The 19,099-nt window shown below is 74.1% G+C and carries 18 protein-coding genes; 11 read left to right on the plus strand and 7 right to left on the minus strand.

Features of this window, described 5'->3' with window-relative positions:
* The 4 genes from PT931_RS07055 to PT931_RS07070 form a co-directional block, all read right to left on the minus strand.
* Positions 1 to 551: ABC transporter ATP-binding protein (locus PT931_RS07055; RefSeq protein ID WP_456244863.1), on the minus strand; the 551-nt coding region annotated here is incomplete at its 3' end.
* 403 nt (positions 552 to 954) lie between these two features.
* The gene (locus PT931_RS07060) at positions 955 to 1,662 is read right to left on the minus strand and encodes a TetR/AcrR family transcriptional regulator (RefSeq protein WP_456244864.1); all 708 of its coding nucleotides are present in this window, start codon (positions 1,660 to 1,662) and stop codon (positions 955 to 957) included.
* A gap of 81 nt (positions 1,663 to 1,743) precedes the next feature.
* Complete coding sequence (locus tag PT931_RS07065) at positions 1,744 to 1,977, minus strand: hypothetical protein (protein ID WP_456244865.1); 234 nt, start codon at positions 1,975 to 1,977, stop codon at positions 1,744 to 1,746.
* A 165-nt stretch (positions 1,978 to 2,142) separates the two neighbouring features.
* The gene (locus PT931_RS07070) at positions 2,143 to 3,366 is read right to left on the minus strand and encodes a hypothetical protein (protein WP_456244866.1); all 1,224 of its coding nucleotides are present in this window, start codon (positions 3,364 to 3,366) and stop codon (positions 2,143 to 2,145) included.
* Positions 3,367 to 3,588: 222 nt separating this feature from the next.
* Here PT931_RS07070 and PT931_RS07075 point away from each other — a divergent pair, with 222 nt between their 5' ends.
* Positions 3,589 to 5,286 carry a hypothetical protein gene (locus tag PT931_RS07075; protein ID WP_456244867.1) on the plus strand — a complete coding sequence of 566 codons (1,698 nt, stop codon included), beginning with the start codon at positions 3,589 to 3,591 and terminating at the stop codon, positions 5,284 to 5,286.
* Between the two features lie 132 nt (positions 5,287 to 5,418).
* A complete protein-coding gene (locus PT931_RS07080; RefSeq protein WP_456244868.1) occupies positions 5,419 to 6,666 on the plus strand; it encodes a serine hydrolase domain-containing protein in 1,248 nt (415 codons plus the stop codon).
* 136 nt (positions 6,667 to 6,802) lie between these two features.
* Here PT931_RS07080 and PT931_RS07085 read toward each other — a convergent pair whose 3' ends face one another.
* Both PT931_RS07085 and PT931_RS07090 read right to left on the minus strand, forming a co-directional pair.
* A complete protein-coding gene (locus PT931_RS07085; RefSeq protein ID WP_363721856.1) occupies positions 6,803 to 7,204 on the minus strand; it encodes a roadblock/LC7 domain-containing protein in 402 nt (133 codons plus the stop codon).
* The gene (locus PT931_RS07090; protein ID WP_456244869.1) at positions 7,201 to 10,098 is read right to left on the minus strand and encodes a nitrate- and nitrite sensing domain-containing protein; all 2,898 of its coding nucleotides are present in this window, start codon (positions 10,096 to 10,098) and stop codon (positions 7,201 to 7,203) included. The genes PT931_RS07085 and PT931_RS07090 overlap by 4 nt, the downstream gene beginning before the upstream one ends.
* A 178-nt stretch (positions 10,099 to 10,276) precedes the next feature.
* Here PT931_RS07090 and PT931_RS07095 point away from each other — a divergent pair, with 178 nt between their 5' ends.
* From PT931_RS07095 to PT931_RS07130, 8 genes are all read left to right on the plus strand, one after another.
* Complete coding sequence (locus tag PT931_RS07095) at positions 10,277 to 11,479, plus strand: ABC transporter substrate-binding protein (protein ID WP_456244870.1); 1,203 nt, start codon at positions 10,277 to 10,279, stop codon at positions 11,477 to 11,479.
* A complete protein-coding gene (locus tag PT931_RS07100) occupies positions 11,476 to 12,342 on the plus strand; it encodes a branched-chain amino acid ABC transporter permease (RefSeq protein WP_456244871.1) in 867 nt (288 codons plus the stop codon). Before PT931_RS07095 ends, PT931_RS07100 begins: the two co-directional genes overlap by 4 nt.
* Positions 12,339 to 13,508 (plus strand): branched-chain amino acid ABC transporter permease, encoded by a 1,170-nt coding sequence (locus PT931_RS07105; protein WP_456244872.1) that lies wholly within the window; start codon positions 12,339 to 12,341, stop codon positions 13,506 to 13,508. Before PT931_RS07100 ends, PT931_RS07105 begins: the two co-directional genes overlap by 4 nt.
* Positions 13,509 to 13,857: 349 nt before the next feature.
* Complete coding sequence (locus PT931_RS07110) at positions 13,858 to 14,589, plus strand: ABC transporter ATP-binding protein (protein ID WP_456244873.1); 732 nt, start codon at positions 13,858 to 13,860, stop codon at positions 14,587 to 14,589.
* Positions 14,586 to 15,335 (plus strand): ABC transporter ATP-binding protein, encoded by a 750-nt coding sequence (locus PT931_RS07115; protein WP_456244874.1) that lies wholly within the window; start codon positions 14,586 to 14,588, stop codon positions 15,333 to 15,335. Before PT931_RS07110 ends, PT931_RS07115 begins: the two co-directional genes overlap by 4 nt.
* Complete coding sequence (locus tag PT931_RS07120; protein ID WP_456244875.1) at positions 15,332 to 16,114, plus strand: methyltransferase domain-containing protein; 783 nt, start codon at positions 15,332 to 15,334, stop codon at positions 16,112 to 16,114. Before PT931_RS07115 ends, PT931_RS07120 begins: the two co-directional genes overlap by 4 nt.
* 309 nt (positions 16,115 to 16,423) lie before the next feature.
* On the plus strand, positions 16,424 to 17,002 hold the full coding sequence (locus PT931_RS07125) for a phosphoribosyltransferase (protein WP_456244876.1): 579 nt from the start codon (positions 16,424 to 16,426) through the stop codon (positions 17,000 to 17,002).
* A 101-nt stretch (positions 17,003 to 17,103) separates the two neighbouring features.
* The gene (locus PT931_RS07130) at positions 17,104 to 17,535 is read left to right on the plus strand and encodes a hypothetical protein (RefSeq protein ID WP_456244877.1); all 432 of its coding nucleotides are present in this window, start codon (positions 17,104 to 17,106) and stop codon (positions 17,533 to 17,535) included.
* Positions 17,536 to 17,564: 29 nt separating this feature from the next.
* Here the strand turns inward: PT931_RS07130 and PT931_RS07135 are convergent, their stop codons facing one another.
* Positions 17,565 to 18,236 carry a DUF4386 family protein gene (locus PT931_RS07135; RefSeq protein WP_456244878.1) on the minus strand — a complete coding sequence of 224 codons (672 nt, stop codon included), beginning with the start codon at positions 18,234 to 18,236 and terminating at the stop codon, positions 17,565 to 17,567.
* A gap of 84 nt (positions 18,237 to 18,320) precedes the next feature.
* Between PT931_RS07135 and PT931_RS07140 the strand changes: the two genes are divergently transcribed.
* Positions 18,321 to 19,004, plus strand: coding sequence for a TetR/AcrR family transcriptional regulator (locus PT931_RS07140; protein WP_456244879.1), 684 nt, complete (start codon positions 18,321 to 18,323; stop codon positions 19,002 to 19,004).
* The last annotated feature ends 95 nt before the right edge of the window (positions 19,005 to 19,099 follow it).

The raw sequence follows: 19,099 nt of genomic DNA on the forward strand, positions 1-19,099 counted from the left end.
GCGCCCGAACGCGAGTCGAGGTTACCGGTCGGCTCGTCGGCGAAGATGACGTCCGGACGCGACACGAGGGCGCGGGCGCAGGCCACCCGCTGCTGCTGACCACCCGACAACTCCGTCGGCTTGTGCTTGAGCCGGTCCTCCAGGCCCACCGTCTTGATCACCGTGTCGTACCAGGCCTGATCGGGCTTGCGCCCCGCGATCGACAGCGGCAACAGGATGTTCTCCTGCGCCGTGAGCGTGGGCAGCAGGTTGAACTGCTGGAAAATGAACCCGATCTTGTCCCGACGAAGCCTCGTCAGACCGCTGTCGGACAGCTTGTTGACCTGGGTGTCACCCACGAACAGATCACCGCGCGTGACCGTGTCCAGACCCGCAAGGCAGTGCATCAACGTCGACTTACCCGAACCCGACGGGCCCATGATCGCCGTGAACTGACCCTGGGCCAACTCCACGTTGATGCCCCGCAACGCGATCACCTGCGCCTCGCCCTGCCCGTACACCTTCCACACATCAGACGCGCGCGCCGCGACCGACTGAACCGCTGTGGTCATCGCTGTCTCCCCTGTCTCCGAGAGCACGGGCCGTGCCGGCCGGTGCGAGAGCTGCGAACGGTCCTGCGACCCCGGTGTCAGTGGGACCGACCTGGCCTCGGCGGCTCGCCTCTCCTCGTGTCCGCGGCCGCCCGGCCCCGCCGATGGCCTGCCGCGTCGGAGGACCCACGCTTTCTGCGATCAGCGTTCGCAGTAGAAAGACTACGTCAGGCGCGTACCGTCCGCAAAGGAGTTGTCGCTCGCCGTCGTCGGCTTCGTTCCACGTCGGGATGCGCGCACGTTGTCGGGCCGCTGCTTCAGGACGCCTTCATCCGGTACCGACCGGTCGGGCGGCCGTCAGCGGGCTGGGGTTCGGGGCCGCCCCACCACGGTCGGCGGAGCCGCCGACCGGTGCGCCACCGCCCTAGCCCTCCGCGCGGAGCAGCCCCGTCAACATCCGGGTGATCACCCGGTCGAAGAGCGGCTCCGTCGGCGCGGCCGGTCCGGACGCCGCGGCGACGACCACGGCCGCGAGGTGCGGATGCCGCCCCTCCGCGGCGACCGCGCCCACATAGGCCGCCCGGGCCTGCTGGACCTCCGGCGACTGCTGGTCTCCCAACTCCGCGCGGGTCAACATGACCACCATCCCGCCGAGCAGCCCGACGGTCTCCAGCTTGGTGACGGCGGCCACGTCGAGGGTCGACATCGCGGCCAGGGCGTGCTCCAGGAAGTCCATGGCGCGCGGGCCCACCGCCACCCGGGTACTGGCCAGCTCGATCATCCACGGGTGCCGCAGGTACCCGGCGCGACTCTCGTGCGCGAGGACCAGCAGGTCGGCGAGCCAGTCGCCGGAGCCGAGCCGGGCGTAGTCCAGCTCGCCGTGCACCTCGTTGACCATGAGTTCGAGCAGCTCGTCGCGGGACGCCACGTACCGGTACAGCGAAGCCGGACCCGAGCCGAGCGCGCCGGCGACGGCCCGCATGGTGACGGCGGGCAGGCCCTGCGCGTCGGCGATGCCGATGGCGGTGCCGGCGATCTCCTCACGGCTGTGCTCCGGCGCCGGCCCCCGTGCCGCACGCTCGGGCCGTAGCCAGATGCTGTCGGGCACGTCGCCGTCCTCCTTCGCGAACACTGTATGCGGAATCGTAGGCCCTGGTGAGCTGCCAACACCGACGGCAGCGTGGGGCGTCGCCGCACGCGAGGGAACGCCTGGTTACCAGTCCCGGTTCTCGTCGGCCGCCAGCGCGGCGAGCACCGCTTCCACACCGAACTGGAACTCCGGCACGCCGTTGTGCGCGACGGCCCGGCTCGCCGTCAGAGAGAACGCCCGTTCGGTGCCGAACTCGGCCCGGATGGCGTGGAAGCGCGCCGCCCAGTGCTGCCGCTCGACCGGGTCCTGGAGCCGTTCATGCAGGCCAGGGAAGGTCAGGTCCTCGTCGAAGTCCATCTTCTGCGCTCCACGCGTCGGGGCTACCGAGTCTCATCACTCGATCCGTACGCGCCAAGGGGCCGGCGGAGGTTGTCACGAAGCCGTTACCACCCGGTGAACCACTGGGCGGTATGTCCACCTTCACGGGGGTCGGGGTCGGCGCGAGCAGGACCGCGGGCCTGGTCAGCGGGCCTGCGGCGCATCCGACGCCCCAGCGCCGTCAGGATCCGCCCAGTTCCCCCGCAGGGCGTTGTTCACGGCCGCTCGGTGCCGGAGCCACATCGGGTCGGAGTCCTCGGCCGCGGTCAGTTCGTCCCGGTCCGACGGTCCCCAGTTCCGCTCGCCGTCGGTGAGAACCACATGCTCGTGCAGGTCGCCGTCGTCGGGCGCGTCGGACGAACCCGCGAGGAACTCCACGACCGGCCCGGTCGAGGCCCGCGGCGGCGGCCCGGCCGGCGCGGACACCAGCACCAGCCCGGCCCCCGCGGTGGCGACGAGCAGGTCGCCGGTCGCGGTGGTGGCCAGGGAGGTCACGGGCGAGCCTGGCCCGGCGTGCTCGGTCGTCTCCCGGGTCGCCAGGTCGACCTCCAGCAGGGTCCCGTCCGGTGTGCCGATCCACAGCACGCCCCGGGCGTCGAAGGCGATGTCGTGCCGCGACCAGGCCGGGTCCGGGTCGTCGAGTTCGGCCTTCGCCACGGATTCCAGCTCGGGGAAGGAGAACACCTCCAGGCTCTGCACGTAGGCGTTGCCCCGGACCGCGAGGAAACGTCCGTCCGGGCTGAACACCGGGATCGCGTAGGCGTCCGCGTCCATGACCAGCGCCCGGTCCGACATCCGCATCGAAGCCGGCCGGCCCGGCTCCACCCTCGCGAAGATCCCGAGGGTCCCACCCTGGTCACTGCACAGCGTGACCACCAGACCGCCGGCCGGGTGCACGGCCACCCCGGTGTCCCACCAGCGACCGGTCCGGACCTCCCCGGTTTCCAGGTCCACCGCGTCCGAGCACTCCCGCCCGTCGGCGGCGGGCGTCGCCCACAGGGTGTCGCCGTCCGGGCTGAACGCCACCGTCCGGTAGGCCGCCCCGGGCGGCAGGCCCGTCAGCTCCGACACGCCGTCGGGTGTCCAGCGGCTCACCCGGCCGGCGGCGGCCACCAGCAGCACCGGCAGCCGTGGATGCCAGGCCACCGAAGGCGTCAGGGCGAACCGCCCCCACCCGTCCCCGGGGTAGTCGGGCGCCTCGGCTCCGAGGCTGTCCAGCTCGAGCAGCCGCCCCGGGCCAGCCTCCCAGACCCGCACGGCGGGGCGGGCCGCGTCCAGGCTGGCGAACAGCCCGAGCGTCGGATGGCACACCACCCGCTCGACGCGCGCTCCGACGGCGGCCCGCGCCACGATCTCGATCTCCGTCACCCCGCCACCGTAGTGCCGGATGACGGGGGTGCCCAGGCCCGGGCGGGCGCCACCGGCCCGCTGCCCGCCGACGGGTCGCCGCACGTGCGGGGCGCCGTCGTCCACCGGGTGCGCCCCGGCGCCTGGGACGCGGGCGACTCCCGGCGCGGGTCCCCGGGGCGCGGGCACGATCGTCGCCGTCCGGAGATCCGGCCGCGATGTCGGAACGGCAGGATGACGCGCATGTCCCGCGCCCTCGCCTGGCTCGCGCACCCGGTCACCCTGGTGGCAGGGCTCCTGCTGGTACTCAACGACCATCTCTTGAAGTCGTCGTTCCCGGGGCCCGCCACGGGGAAGCTGTCCGACGTCGCGGGGCTGGTCCTGGCTCCGGCCCTCGTCGCGCTGGTCCTGCCGGCCCGGTGGGCGGTGCCGGTCACGGGAGTCGGGTTCACGCTGGTGAAGGGGAGCGGTACCGGGGCTGCGGTGGCCACGGAGCTGTGGGGGGCGTTGGGCGGGCCGTCGCGGGTACTGGCCGACCCGACGGACCTGTGGGCGCTGCCGGCGTTGGGACTGTCCTGGTGGGTGTGGACGCGGGTACGGGACCGGCCGGAGCCCGAGCGGGCCACCCGGCTCCTGCGGGTACTCGTCGTGCTGCCCTTCTGCCTGCTGTCCGTGGCGGCCACCTCGGCGTACCGTCCGCCGACCTACGACGTGTCCGTGGTCAACGGCCAGCTGCGGTTCGGCTACCTGGGCAGTTCGGACGGCACCCGCTGGCACCGGCTGGCCAGGGTCGCCCCCACGCCGGGGTGCTCCGGGCCGGCGTGTCCGTCCTCGTCCCACCCCGGGGAGCCGGAGCCGGATCCGCCCCACACGGCCTGTGCCCCCACCGGCCACTGCTACCGGGTCGACGGCGAGCACCTGCGGGTCGAGGCCTCCACCGACGGCGCGACCTGGACCCTCGCCTGGGAGGTACCGGCCGGCAGGCTCGAACATCTGCGCCGGGCCTACCCGCCCGCGTACCGGGAATCGAGCCCCAGGCTGGCCTCCACGTCCGTGGCCGTCCTCCCGCTGCCGGGCGGCGAGCACGTCGTCGCGGTCGGCAACCAGCGCGACGGGCTCCTCCTGCGCGACCGGCACGGCACCTGGACACGGGTCGGCTTCCCCGCGTACACCGACAGTGAGGGGGTTCGGGTGTCGGGGAATCGCGCACCGTCGCTGACCGGCGGTCCGGCGATCCGGGCGGAGACCGGCCTCGCCGTCGGCCTGGCGCTGCTCGCCTGGGCGGCGGCGCTGCTGACCGGACGGCGGCGCGGCGACCGGTGGGGGGCCGGCTCGGTGTCGCCCGTACCCGTCGTCGCCGTGGGCTCTCTGATCTTGTTCCTGGGGTGGAACGCGGACTTCCCCATGAACGTCGCGTCCCTGCTGACCGGGGCCGTCGCCCTGCTCGTGGGGTCGGCCCTGGCCACCGGGTTCAGCGTCTCCTCCCGTGGGCTGCGTCCCGTCGGATTCGCGGTGGCCGCGGTCACGGCGGTCGCGACCGGGGTCGGCGTCTACCTGCCGTTCCACGCGTGGAACGTCGGGACGATCGACGGCTACCCGCGCGCGGCGTGGACGGCGCTGGGCGCGGCGGCGGTGGGCACGGGGCTGTCCGTGGTCGCCGGGCGGCTCTTCGGGAACCGGGCTGCCCGGCGACCACGTCCCGCTCACCCGGGGTATGTCGGGGCACCGGTCGCCCCGACGGCACAGGTCCACCTGGGTGTCGGACCGGCACCCGAACCCGCCCCGCCCACCGCGTTCTACCGGGGCTTCGGGCCGATGCCGACCCCACCGGAGCCCCGCCTGCGGCCCCCGTCGCCGGAGCACCCGGAAAGCGCCGACCGCCCGCCCGAAGGGCAGCTCGACGACCCGCCTCGCCACCCGGGCGGCCAGCCGCCGCCTTGACACCGTCGCCGTGGCCCACGGATCCCGACCACGGCCGCTTTCGCCGATCGGACCCTGGGGGGTGGCTGTCCCATGGTAGGAATGGCGTAATTCGGACCTGGTGCTCCGGTGCCCGTACGGGGGTGCGTCGCGATGAGTCGGACACGTCGGCTGTGGTGCTCCGCTGTGGTCGCGGTCGCGGTGGCGGCCACGCTCCCCGGCTGCACCGGGGACAGGAACCCTCCGACCGGCCCGGCCCGCGGCCCCCAGGGTGACGCCATCGTCGCCCTAGCCCGGGACCACATGGCGAAGAGCAACCTCCGGGCAGTCCTCCTCCGGGTGACCGTCGACGGGAAGGAGGTGGCCACCGAGGCGCTCGGCGAGTCGCTCACCGGCGTACCGGCCACCACGGCCATGCGGTTCCGCAACGGCGCGGTCGCGTTCGCGTACATCAGTACCCTGCTGCTGAAGTTCGTCGACGAGAAGAAGGTCGGCCTCGACGATCCGGTCGGGCGCTGGCTGCCGACGTTGCCGGAGGCCGACAAGGTCACGCTGCGGATGCTGGCGAACCACACGTCGGGGTACCCGGACTACGAGACCGACCCCGTGTTCCAGCGGGCCTTCTACGCCGACCCGTTCCAGTCCTGGGACTTCGACCGGCGGGTACGGATCGCGTTCAGCCGGCCGCAGGTGTCGGCACCCGGCACCAACTGGAGCTACGCGCACACCAACTTCATGGTCCTCGGCGAGGTCCTCGCGAAGGTCGGCGGCGAGCCGCTGGACGTGCTCCTCCGCGAGAAGGTGCTCCGGCCGATGGGGCTGACCCACACCACCGCCGCCGACACCGCGGCGATCCCCGAACCGGTGCTGCACGCGTTCAGTTCGGAACGCCGCCAGGTACTGGGCATCGCGTCCGGGACGCCGTTCTACGAGGAGACCACCTCCTGGAACGCCGACTGGGGCACCCCGACCGGGGCCAGCCAGACCTCCACCATCGAGGACCTGGACCGCACGGCCATCGCGGTCGGCACCGGAAGGATCCTGTCGCAGTCGAGCTACCACGCGATGACGGACGAGCGCCTGATCGGCTTCGGCCAGCGGCTGGACAGCTGTGTGCCCTCGTGCTTCACCCAGGAGGCCCGGTACAACTACGGCCTGGGTGTGGTGCGCTCCGGCAACTGGCTGCTCCAGAACCCCCTCCTGGGCGGGTACGCGGCGACCATGGCCTACCTGCCCGCCGGCAAGGTCGCGATCTCGGTGGCCGTCACGTTCCTGCCCGGCGCGTTCGACTGCGAGGGCCACTACGCGAACGCCAGCGACCGGCTGTTCCGGGAGATCGGGGCCGTGATGGCACCGAACGACAGCCCGCCACCGGCACCGGCGGCCGCCGCGCGGTGCTGACAGTCCGCCGGCGGCCGGCTCGGGGTGGTCTGACCCGGTGTTGTCGGACCCGGCGTGGTCGGGACTTCGGCGTCGTCGGACTTCGGCGTGGTCGGACTTCGGCGTGGTCGGACCCGGCGTGGCGCGCGGCTGGCGCCTACGGCCTCGGCCGGGGGGACGGGTCGAGCCTGCCGCCCACCCGGGCCGTCAACCGGGCCATCTCGAACGCCACCTGGCCCACGTCGCAGCCGTGCGCGGCGAGCACCCCCAGGGTCGAACCGTCCCCGATGGCCATCAGGAACAGGAAACCCTTGTCCATCTCGACCACGCTCTGCACGACGTCGCCCCACTCGATCACCCGGGTCGCCCCGTAGGTGAGGCTGACCAGGCCGGCGATGATCGCGGACAGCTGACCCGCCCGGCCGTCCGGCAACTGTTCGGACGCGGCGATCAGCAGGCCGTCGGCGGACACGGCCGTGGCGTGCGCGACGCCGGGGACGCGGTCGGCGAGGTCGGCGAGGAGCCAACCGAGGTTCGTGGTGTCGCTGGCGGCTGTCATGGTCGGTGCTCCTCGGCGGGTGGTGCTGGGACTTCGGTGGACACGCGCCCGCGGATGGCGCCGAGCTGGAAGGCTGCCAGTGACGCCCGCATGGCGTCGGCGGTCCGGGTGATCGGTACGTCGGGTGCCTCGGCGTCGGCCCGGCCGGGGACCAGGTGGGCCATGGGTTCGCGCCGGGGCAGGCCGGCCGTCGTGTCCTCGACCCGTCGGGGTTCGGCCGCCGCCCGCGCCGCCGCCCAGCCGGGATCGGCCGCGGCCCAGGCGGTGTCGCGCTGGGTCGGGACGGTCGATGTGGCCCCGCGCGAGAACCAGGCGGTTTCCACCTGGCGGAAGATCGGGAGCTCCCTGGTCGCGTCGGCGTCGAATCCGGCAGGGGACGAACCGGAAGGGGGTAGGGGCACCGGGTCCGCCGGGTGGGCGGGGTCGGCTCCGGCGGGCGGCTCCGGCCGGTGGGCGGGGCGGGACTCCGGGGCCAGCTCCACCGGGTGGGCCTGGTGGGCCGCCTGAACCGGCTCCTTCCGGTGGGCCGGGTTGGCCTCCGGGACCGGGCGGGTTTCCGGGAGCAGCCCCGCCTCGTGGCCCGGGTGGGCCGCCGGCAGCACCTCATGGCCCGGGCGGGCCACCGGCAGCACCTCATGGCCCGGGCGGGCCACCGGCAGCACCTCGTGGCCGGGGCGGGCCACCGGCAGCACCTCGTGGCCCGGGCGGGCCGCCGGCATCACCTCATGGCCCGGATGGGCCGCCGGGTCCGGGCCGCCCAGGAGCGCGGCCGGTTCGCCCCCGGCCCCGGCCGGCGCCACACCCACGGCGTCCGGGACCGGCCGACCCGCCGCCCGCAGGCTGGCGACGCCCCTGCTGAACACGTCCCACTGCGGCACGACCGGCACCCGCGCCGGCCGTGGCCGCGCCGCCTGGTCGGGAACGGTCCGGGAGTGTCGGGCGCCCGTGGCGAACAGGTCCCGCGGCAGCCGGACCTCGGCGATCGTGCCGCCACCGGGCCGGGCCCGGAGGCGGACCGTGATGCCGAGGCGGGTGGAGATCCGGCCGACGGCGATGATGCCCAGCAGCCGGACCGACGTGTCGATCGCCGGCGGGTGCGCCAGTTGGGTGTTCAGCTCGGCGAGCTGCTCCGGTTCCAGGCCCAGCCCCTGGTCCTCGATGGTGACGACGACCTCGTCGGACACCCGCCGGCCCTCGACGAGGACCGTGGTGTCCGGTGGGGAGAAGCTGGTGGCGTTGTCCAGGAGCTCCGCCAGCAGGTGCACGACGTTGTTGACGGCGTGCGGCAGGAGGTCCACCCCCGCGTCGGTGACGCCGACCTCGACCCGGGTGTAGCGCTCGATCTCCGACTGCGCGGCACGGACCACGTCGGACAGCGGGGTGTGCCGGGCTCCGGTCCGGCCGCCCTCGGTGCCCGCGAGGACCAGCAGGTTCTCGTTGTTCCGGCGCATCCGGGTGGCCAGGTGGTCGAGGCCGAACAGGGCCTCGAGCTGGTCGGGGTCCTTCTCGTTCTGTTCGAGCCGGTCGAGCTGCCCGATCAGCCGGTCGACCAGGAGCTGGCTGCGGCGGGCGAGGTTGACGAACAGCCGGGAGATCCCGGCGCGCAGCGCGGCCTGCTCGGCGGCGATCCGCACGGCCTCCTGGTGCACGACGTTGAACGCCTCGCCGACCTGGGCGATCTCGTCGCGGCCGGTGATGTCGATCGGGGACTCGACCACGGCGGTCCGGCGCTGGGAGGTCGCGTCGTGCGCGTCGAGTTCGCGGAGCCGGGCCACGGCGGCCGGCAGCGACGTGTACGCCACGGTCAGCGCGCCCTCGCGCAGTTGCCGGAGCGGCACGAGCATCGACCGGGCGATCCCGAGCGCGACGAGCACGGCCAGCACCAGGACCACGAGCACGATCGAGCCGGACGTGACAGCCTGGCGGGTCTGGTCGGCGCGGTAGGCCGACAGCGATCCGATGACGTCGGCGTCGACCCGGTCCTCGACGGTGCGCAGCAGTTCCGCGCGGGCGGACATCACCCGCCGCCAGTCGGTGGCGGTGCCGGTGAGCTTCAACGGCGTGTTCGGCAGGGTCCGGGTCACCGCGCCCTCGAAGCGCTGGGCCTGCAGGACGTCCGCGCCCTGCACGGTCTGGTCGAGCAGGGCGCGCTGCCCGGGGCTGGACGCGGAGCTGAAGGCCAGCAGGCTCTCGGAGTAGCCGGTGGTGGTGGCCACGAAGTCGCGTTGCTGGGCGGGGGCGAGGCGGCCGAACGCGAGCGCGCGCAGGACCACGACCTGCTCCTGTTGGACGGCCTCCTTGGCCGTGGACAGGGCGACGGCCGCCCGGATCTGGTCGGCGATGTCGGGGCGCACCCCGGCCTGGGCGAGCGACGCCCGGTAGGAGATGAGGTCGGCGATCAGCGTCCGGTACCGGAACGCGGCCGTCGACAGCGCCACGGTGCGGGCGGGGGCGACCTGTTGGCGCAGCAGCCCGAGGCCCTGCACCTGGTCGTCGACGCGCCGCAGCAGGGCCGCCGCCCCCTCGGTGAGCCCGGGGAGCCGCCGCGGGCCGAGCGCGGTGTACTTCGCGATCTCCGCGTCCGTCCGCCGGGTCTGCTCCAGGTAGGACGTGTCGTCGGCGGCCCCGGTGAGCGAGGCGGCGGCCGCCGACCGTTCCAGCTGCAGTTGCTGGATCACGCCGGCCACCTGGCGGTTGACCGTGGCGAGGGTGCTCAGCTGGCCGGCGTGGCCCGCCTGGTTGCCGAGGGCGAGGAGCTGGCCCGCCGCGAGCGCGACGATGAGCAGGAACGGCACGGTGAGGATGAGTGCCAGCTTGGAACGGATGCGGACATCGCGGAGCAGGGCGAGGGCGCCACGTCGACGTGACAGGTGTGCGGTGGGTGCCGGGGTCACCGGTGTGGTCCTTGCGTCAGTGGCGAATGGAGATCCCGAGAGTCCTACCATGATGACCGACTGCGGGGGAAGTCTGCGAATACGGGAATATTCCACTGACATTCCGGATCTTGACGCGTTCACCTTCCACGGGTTACAACTCTCGCGGCAACTCCCTGAGTCCGAAAGAGACGGTCGCATGCGCACCTCGCTCCGCAGTACGGCGGCCCGGCCGCTCGTGGCCCTGCTCGCGCTCGTCGTCTCCGCCGGTTGTAGCGGCTCCAGCCTGGGCGGGGGCGCCGCCGAGCGGTCGTCGACCGTCAAGATCGGGCTGCTGGTCTCGCAGTCGGGAGTGTACAAATCCGTCGGCGACGACATGCGCAACGGCTTCCAGTTGTACCTGGCCCTCAACGGCGGCAAGCTGGGCGGCCACCCGGTGGAGGTCGTCACGGCGGACGAGGGCGACGGCGCGGACACCGCCCGCCCGGCGGCCGAGCGGCTGATCAAGCAGGACAAGGTGCTCGCCCTCGCGGGCGTGGTCGGCGCGGGTTCGGTGGCGGCGGTCAAGCCCCTGCTGGACGCGAACAAGGTCCCCCTCGTCGGCGCGAACGGCCGGCCCACCAAGCTCGCCGACCCCGCCTGGGTCTGGCACACGTCCTACATCAGCACCGAGCCGGGGCTCGTGATGGGCGAGTACGTGCACAAGGCCGTCGACGGCCCGGTGTACGTGATCGGCCCCGACTACCAGGGCGGCTGGGACGAGATCGGCGGCTTCGTGGAGGCGTACACGAAGGCGGGCGGGAAGCTGGCGAACCCGGACGGCAAGCCCGTGTACACGCCGTTCCCGGGGACGAAGAACTTCCAGCCCTACCTCGCGGCGATCGCCGAGTCGGGGGCCAAGGCGGTGTACACGTTCTACGCGGGCGGCGCGGCGGTGGACTTCGTCAAGCAGTACCAGCAGTTCGGGCTGGCCGGGAAGGTGCCGCTGTACGCGGCCGGTTTCCTCACCGAGGGCGGGGTACTCACCGCGCAGGGCGACGCGGCCGCCAACATCTACAACTCCCTGAACTACTCCCCCGACCTGGACAACCCGGCGAACCGCACCTTCACGTCGGAGTACCAGAAGAAGTACGGCGGCCAGCCCACCACCTTCGCGATGGCGACCTACGACGCGGCGGCCGTGCTGGACAAGGCGATCGCCGCGGCCGGCAAGGACCTGACCTCGCAGACCCTCAACGCGGCCATCGGCAAGGTCGGCCAGATCAACAGCCCGCGCGGCCCGTGGCAGTTCGACGCCGCCGGGCACACCCCGGTGCAGAAGTGGTACCTGCGACAGGTCCGCAAGGACGGGGCGACCCTGTCGAACGTCCTGGTACAGGAACTGGCGACCGTCGGCGGATGAGCGGCTACCTGGTGACCGCCGTGGACGGCGTGGCCTTCGGGCTGCTGCTGTACACGGTGGCCGCCGGCCTGTCCCTGGTCTTCGGCGTCCTGGACGTGCTCAACCTGGCGCACGGCGTCCTCTACCTCGCCGGGGCCTACGTGTCCTACCTGCTCGCCGACGGCGGCTGGCGGGGACTGGCCCTGGCCGTGTGCGGCGGGATCGCGGCCGGCGTGCTCGGCGGGCTCGCCCTGTCCGCGCTGACCAGGACCCTGGCGCACCGGGGCCACCTCGACCAGGCGTTGGCCACCCTCGGCCTCGCCTACGTCGCCGCGGACCTGTTCGCCACGGCGTTCGGCGGCGACGCGAAGCCGGCCTCCCCGCCGGCGGCCCTGGCCGGGTCGGTGCCCGTGTTCGGGCACGCCTATCCGGTGTACCGCCTGGTGTTCATCGCCGTCGCCCTCGCCCTCGCGCTCGCCGGGCACCTCGCCTTCACCCGTACCTCCCTCGGCGCCCTGGTCCGGGCCACGGTCGCCGACCGGGACATGGTCCGCGCGCTGGGCGTCGACACCCGCCTGGTCGTCGGCGGGGTCTTCGCGGCCGGCGCGGCCCTCGCCGTCCTCGGTGGCGTGCTGGGCGCGCCGATCCTCGGGGCCGGGCCGGGCGTGGACCGGTCGGTGCTGGTGCTGTCCCTGGTCGTGGTCGTCGTGGGGGGCGTGGGCTCCCTGCCCGGCGCGTTCTGCGGGGCGCTGCTGGTCGGCGAGGTGCAGACCCTCGGGGTGCGGCTCGCGCCGTCCTACGCGCCGTTTCTGCTGTTCGGGGTGATGCTCGCCGTCCTGGCGTCGCGGCCCGGCGGCCTGGTCCCCGCGGTCCGGGCCCCGTGAGAAGCCGTCCCGCGCGCCCGGCCGGGCCCGGCGCGGGCACCGACGGCGGGGCCCCGTCCGACGGGGCCACGGGTGGCGAGGCGCGGCCTGACGCGGCCAAGGACATTGAGGCGCGACCTGGCGCGGCCACTGGTGGTGAGGCGGAGCGCGACACAACCACCGACGGCGAGGTGCGGGGCCACGCGGTCAGGGGCGTCGAGGCTCCGGGCCGCGTGCCCCGGAGCCTCGGGCTGCGTCGGGTCGCCGCTGTCCTCGGGGTCGTCGGGGCGCTGGCCGTGCCCTGGGTCCTGGGACCCTATCCGGTCCTGATGCTCTCGCACGCGCTGATCCTCGGCCTGCTCGCGATGAGCGCGAACCTCCTGACGGGCGTCACCGGCCTGCCCACCCTCGGCCAGGCCGCCTATCTCGGGGTGGGCGGCTACGCGGCGGCGACCGTGGCCCGGGTCGTCACGCCTGTCGGAGTGGTCCAGCTCCTCGCGGCGGTGGTGGCGGCCACGGCCGCGGCCCTTCTGACGGGTACTGTCGTGGCCCGCTCGCACGGGATCGTCGCCATCATGGTCACGCTCGCCGTGGGGGAACTGCTGCACGAGGCCGCCGTGCGGTGGACGCCCGTGACCGGCGGTACCGACGGCCTGGCCGGCATCGGCGACGTGGTCCCGTTCTGGGGCCTGCCCCCGCTCCCCCTCGACGGCCAGGTCTACTACTACGTCCTCGCCGTGTTCGCGGTACTGGCCGCCGCCGTCGCCGCGCTCGTCCGGTCGCCGGTCGGCCTCGTCCTGCGAGGTGTCCGGGACCACGCGTCCCGGATGCGGGCGCACGGCTACCCCGTGTTCCGGTACCGGCTCCTGGCGCAGGGCCTCGCCGGTGGTCTGGCGGGCGCGGCCGGCGCGCTCACGGTCTCCGCGCAACGCTACTTCTCGCCCGCCGACCTGGGTTTCGACGTGTCCGCCCTCGCCCTCCTCGCCGTCGTCATCGGCGGGGCCGGCTCGATGTGGGGGGCGTGCGCGGGGGCCGCGCTGCTGGTGGTGCTCCGCGACCAGGGCCTGCTCGGCGCGCACAACGGACTCCTGCTCGGCGTGACCTGCCTCGTCGCGGTGTACGCCCTGCCCGGCGGCCTCGCGGGCCTGCCCCGTCGCCTCGCGGCCCTCCGCCGGGCCCGCACATGACTCCGACCCGCCCGCCACATGCCACCTGGGTCCGGATGTCCCCGGCCCCCGTAGGCCCCACCCCGCCCCGCACGACGCCGGACCTCGACGGCCCAGCGCGGATCCGCCCGACCCCGGGCCCGGGCCGCCCCGCCATGACCCGCGCAAGCCCCGACCTCGCCGATCCAGCGCGGATCCGCCCGACCCCGGGCCCAGAGCGCCCCGGTCTGCTCCGCGCGAGCCTCGACATCGATGGCCCATCGGGCATCCACCTGGCCCGAGACCTCCTCGGCCGCGCCCCGGACCGCCCGGCCCCGGAGGTCGAGGGCCGCCGGCGACCGGGGGCACAGTACCCGGAAAGGGGGTCCCGGTGTTGATCCTCAGTGGTGTCACCGTCGCCTTCGGGCCGGTCATCGCCGTGGACGACGTGTCCCTGCGGATCACGGCCGGCAGCCGGCACGGGCTGATCGGGCCGAACGGGGCCGGCAAGTCCACCCTGCTCGGCGCCATCGCCGGCACCTCACCCGCGCGGGGCGGTTGCCGGTTGGCGGGCCGGGAACTCGCCGGGCTGGCCCCGCACCGCCGGGCCCGGCTCGGCGTCGGCCGCACCCACCAGCAGGCGGCCACCTGCGCCACCCTCACGGCCCTGGACAACGTGCTCCTCGGCCTCTACCAGCAGGCGGGGCCGGTCCGCGCGGCACTCCGACCGGCGCTGCGCCGCGCTCTGCGGGTCCGCGCGGCCGACGCCCTCGCGGCGGTGGGCCTGGCCGACCGGGCGGCGGTGACCGCCGGGGCGTTGTCCTACGCCGAACGCCGGTGCGTCGAACTCGCCGCCGCGCTCGCCACCGACCCGCGCCTGCTCCTGCTCGACGAACCGGCGGCGGGGCTCGCGCCCGCGGAGGTCGAACGTCTCGCCCGCCTCCTCGCCGACCTGCCGGCCTCGACCACCGTGCTGATCGTCGAACACGACCTGGACCTGGTCTACGGGCTCGCGGACACCGTCACCGTCCTGGACAACGGCCGGCACCTGGTCACCGCCACCCCGGCGGAGATCCGGACGTCGGCGGCCGTGCGGGACGCGTTCGCCGGGGTGCGACCGTGACCACGACGCGGGGCCCGGATGCGGGGGGTGCGGCCGTGACGGCGGCGCTGCGGGTCCGGGGGCTGACCGCCGGGTACGCCGGGTCCACCGTCCTGAACGGGCTGGATCTCGACCTGCCGGCCGGGACGGTCCTGGCGCTGCTCGGGCGCAACGGCGCGGGGAAGACCACCCTGCTGCACGCGCTGTTCGGCCTGGTGCGCCCGACCGCCGGCACGGTGCACGCGCACGGGGCGGACGTCACCGGCCGCGCCACCCACCAGCTGGCCCGGTCCGGGATGGCGCTGGTGCCGCAGGGCCGGCGGGTCTTCGCGTCCCTCACCGTGGCGGAACACCTGGCGCTCGCCGCACGCAGGGGTGCGCCGCCCCGCCGGTGGTGGTCGGGCCGCGCGTGGCCGGGCACGGATTCAGCCGGGCCGGACCGGGCCGACGTCCTCGCCCTCCTCCCCCGCCTCGGCGACCGCCTCACCCAGCGCGCCGACCGGCTCTCCGGCGGCGAGCAGCAGATGCTCGCCCTGGCCCGCGCCCTCCTGCTCCAGCCCACGCTGCTGCTCCTCGACGAGCCGTTCGAGGGCCTCGCCACCGCCGTGACGGACCGGGTGGCGGCGCTGCTGCCGGAACTGGCCCGCGCCGGCACCGCCGTCCTGCTGGTGGAGCAGCACGTCGAGCTCGCCACCGCCGTCGCCGACCGGGTCACCGTCCTGGTCGACGGCAGACTCACCCCAGCCACCGGAGAGGCCCCACCATGACCACGTACGCGTTCGACAACGCCGAGGACCTGGCCGTCGACCAGCTCGCCAGCCTGCAGACCTGCCTGGACCCGATCACGGTCGCCAACCTCGACCGGCTCGGTGTCGGCCCGGGCTGGCGGTGCCTGGAGGTCGGCGCCGGGGCCGGCTCCATCGCCCGCACCCTGGCCGAGCGGGTCGGGCCCACCGGGTCGGTCGTCGCCACCGACATCAAGCCGCACCTCCTCGACGGCCCGTTCGAGGTCCTGGCGCACGACATCACGACCGACCCGCTGCCGGCGGAGTCGTTCGACCTGATCCACTCCCGACTGGTACTGCTGCACCTGCCGGCCCGCGAGCAGGTACTCGCCAAGCTCGTCCGGGCGTTGCGGCCCGGCGGCTGGCTGCTGTTCGAGGAGTTCGACTGCACGTGGCTGCCCGTGCTGTCCGCACCCGACGAGGAGGCGGCGGCCCTGTTCACCCGCGTCAACGGGGCGATGCTGGCACTCCTGGCCTCGGCGGGCGCCGACCTGGCCTGGGGCAGCAAGCTCTTCGGCGCGCTCGGCCGGCACGGTCTCGTGGACGTCGACGCGGCGGCGCACGCCGAACCGTGGCGGTCGGGCTCCCCGGGGGCCCGGCTGCACGAGATCAACTCGTGGCAGCTGGAGGCGCGGCTGGTCGGGGCGGGGCGGGTGACGGCCGAGGACCTGGCCGCGTTCCGACGGGTACTCGCGGATCCGCGCTTCGCCGTGTCCTCGTACCTGACGGTGTCGGCGTGGGGCCGCAAACCCGCCGCCTGAGCCCACGCGAGGAGCCGTACCGCTGCCCGGGCTCGGGTGGCTCCGAGCGCGGCCCAGCGTGGCCACACCGCGACCGCGGGCGTGGGAGCCGCTGGACGGCGGCCACGTCGCCGACCTGGTGCCGGCCGCGTGACGGGCCGCGGTACCTCCTGACGCGTTTGTTCCATCCGGCCACGGTGGCCGGGCCACGGTCGCGGCATGGGACACCGGATCACGGGTCGGGCCGCCGGGCCGACCCTCGCCGTCGTCCGATGGCGATCGGAGCAGACCTCGGGGCGGCGTCGCCGAACTGGTTTGATCCTGCAGGCGATGGCTGGAAGGCTCGCCGACATGCCGACCAGTTCCCGGGATCTCGTGTTGGACCGTTTTCGGTGGATCGACGGACACGCCGACGTGTGGGCGGCGTTCCGGGACTCCGTGACGCTGGCCGCCGTCGTCTCGGATCTCGTGTCCCCGTTCAGGGAGTCGGGGATCACCGCGGTCTGTGGCGTCGAATCGCGGGGATTCCTGCTGGGCGGAGCCGCCGCCGTGGCGTTGGGCGTCGGATTCGTCCCGGTGCGCAAAGCCGGGGGGCTCTTTCCCGGGGACAAGGTGACGCGGAAGGCGTCTCCCGACTATCGGGGCCTGCGGCACACGCTCCTGCTCCAGCGCGCCTCGGTCACCTCGACCGATCGCGTGCTGCTCGTGGACGACTGGATCGAGACGGGTAGCCAGGCCGCGGCGGTGCGGGAGATGGTGCTCGAGTGCGGCGGCCAGTGGGGAGGGTGCGCGGTCATCGTCGACCAGGCCGATGAGGCCCGGAGGGCGGTGGTCGGCCCGGTCCGGGGGCTGTTGTCGGCGAGCGAGCTGCCCGTGGACCGGAGTTCCCCGCCGGGCAGGCCCGCGTAGACCTGTCGTGGCCACGCGTCCACCGTCGGCCTGGGCCTTGAACGCACCTCTGAGTACTGGTACTCAGGTGGTGGTCGCGCGTCGGATCTAGTGTTCGACGCATGTATGAACGTGAACGCGCGGCGCCCTGGTCCGCCGCCGCCATCGCTGTGCTGACCCTGCTGTGGATCGGCGGCCTGGTGGTGCTCGCCGGGTTGGCGTTCAGTGCCGGCATGGAACAGTGGGCCAACTTCCACAGCGGGTCCACCGAGGCGGAGGCCGACCGCCTCCAGGATCGCGTCAGTCAGATCATCCTGTCGGGCGGGATCCTCCTGGTCGCCGGACCCACGGTCATCGCCGCGACGGCGGCTCTGGGGCGGCGATACCTGGCCGCCAGGATCTACGCCCTCCTCGCCGTGCTGACCCTGATTGTCGGGGTGACCGTTGTCGGTCCGGCGTACCGGAACATGAACCCGCCCGCGCCGGAGCCTCCCGCGCCCTACGTGTGCCAGGAGACCAGCGGCGAGGGTGGCCCCAGCTGTCCGGGCGGCTGACGGCTCCCCGTCCGTGAGCCGCACCGGGTTCAACCCCGGTGGGTCCGCCGCACGGTGACGGCGGCGAGGCCGAGCAGCCAGATCGCGACCGCGGTGACGCCGAGCGAGGTGAGCGGCCCGGCGTCGACGCCGCCGAGTTCGACCAGGGGCAGGCTGGCCAGCAGGGTGGCGCCCGCGCCGATCCAGGTCAGCCAGGTGGGCACGGTCGCCCGGAGGGCCGCCGTCGCGCAGCCCACCGCGGCGGCCCCGAACGCGGCGACGCCCAGCAGCTCGCCGATGCCGCCGCCGAAGTCGTTGAGTACCTGGTACTGCAGGGCGATCGTGGGTCGCAGCGCCGGGTCGGCCCAGCTGTCGGCGAGGGTGGGCATGGCGGTCAGCCAGCGGAGGATGCCGACCCCACGGGCGAGGCTCGACAGCCCGGCGAGCAGCACGGCCAGTCGGGCGACGGGCTCGTTGGCGCGGCCCCCGACGGTCACGGCGACCGCGATGACGGGCAGGAACAGCAGCGAGTACCCCAGGTAGAAGAGATAGCCGATCCGCAGGCCCGGCTCGTTCGCCGCGACCAGCGGCAGGATCACCGAGGCGGGGTCTCCGAGGCCCTGCGGCCAGTTGACCGCCCGGCCGAGCACGACGAGCGGGACGGCGATGAGCAGGGCCTCGAGGGTGAACAGGGTGGCGACTGAGCGTCGGATGGTGATCATGTGGCGGCCTTCCCGGGAGCAGTTTCGAGCAATGTTAGATTTACCTGACAGTGTCAGTCAACCCGGGATGCGTTAGATTGAGCCGTGACCTCGACCCAGCCCTCGCTGCGCGACCGCAAACGCGCCGCGACCATCGACGAGATCAAGGCGGTCGCCGTCCGCCACCTGGCCGCCGACCCCAGCGCGATGACCCTGCGGGGCGTCGCCCGCGAGGTCGGCCTGACCGTGCAGTCGCTCTACCACTACTTCCCCAGCCGCGAGGACCTGATCACCGCCCTCGTCACCGACGCGCACACCGAACTCGCCGCCGCCGTGGAAGCCGCCCGGCCGGCCGACCTGGTCACCGCCGCCACGGCGTACCGGGAATGGGCCCTCGACCACCGGTCCCGGTTCCTCCTGATCTTCGGCACGCCGGTCCCCGGGTACGCCGCACCCGCCCAGGGCCCGACCAGCGCGGCGGCCCGCCGACTCGGCGCGGCGTTCAGCACCGCGATCTTCGGCGGCTGGACACCCGGCGACCTCGAACGCGTCACCCCGCGGGAGGCGGACCCCGACCTCGACGCGGCCCTGGCCCGGGCGGGCGACCTGTCCGGCACCGGCCTGCCCGCGGGCGCCCTCGGCTGGGGCCTGGCCCTGTGGGCGCAGCTGCACGGGCTGGTCATGCTGGAGATCCTCGGACACCTGCCGATGCTCGGCGACCGGGCCGGAGCCTTCTACGACCGGACCGCCCGCCGGGTGGCCACCGACCTGAGCACACTGCGGCACTGACCCGGGCGGCTCGTGGACTGCCGGAAGGCACAGCCGCCCGCACCGGTGGAGCACGCCGGACCGGCCCCGGGACACAGGTCCCGGGGCCGGACTCG

The sequence above is a fragment of the Longispora urticae genome (assembly GCF_053902585.1).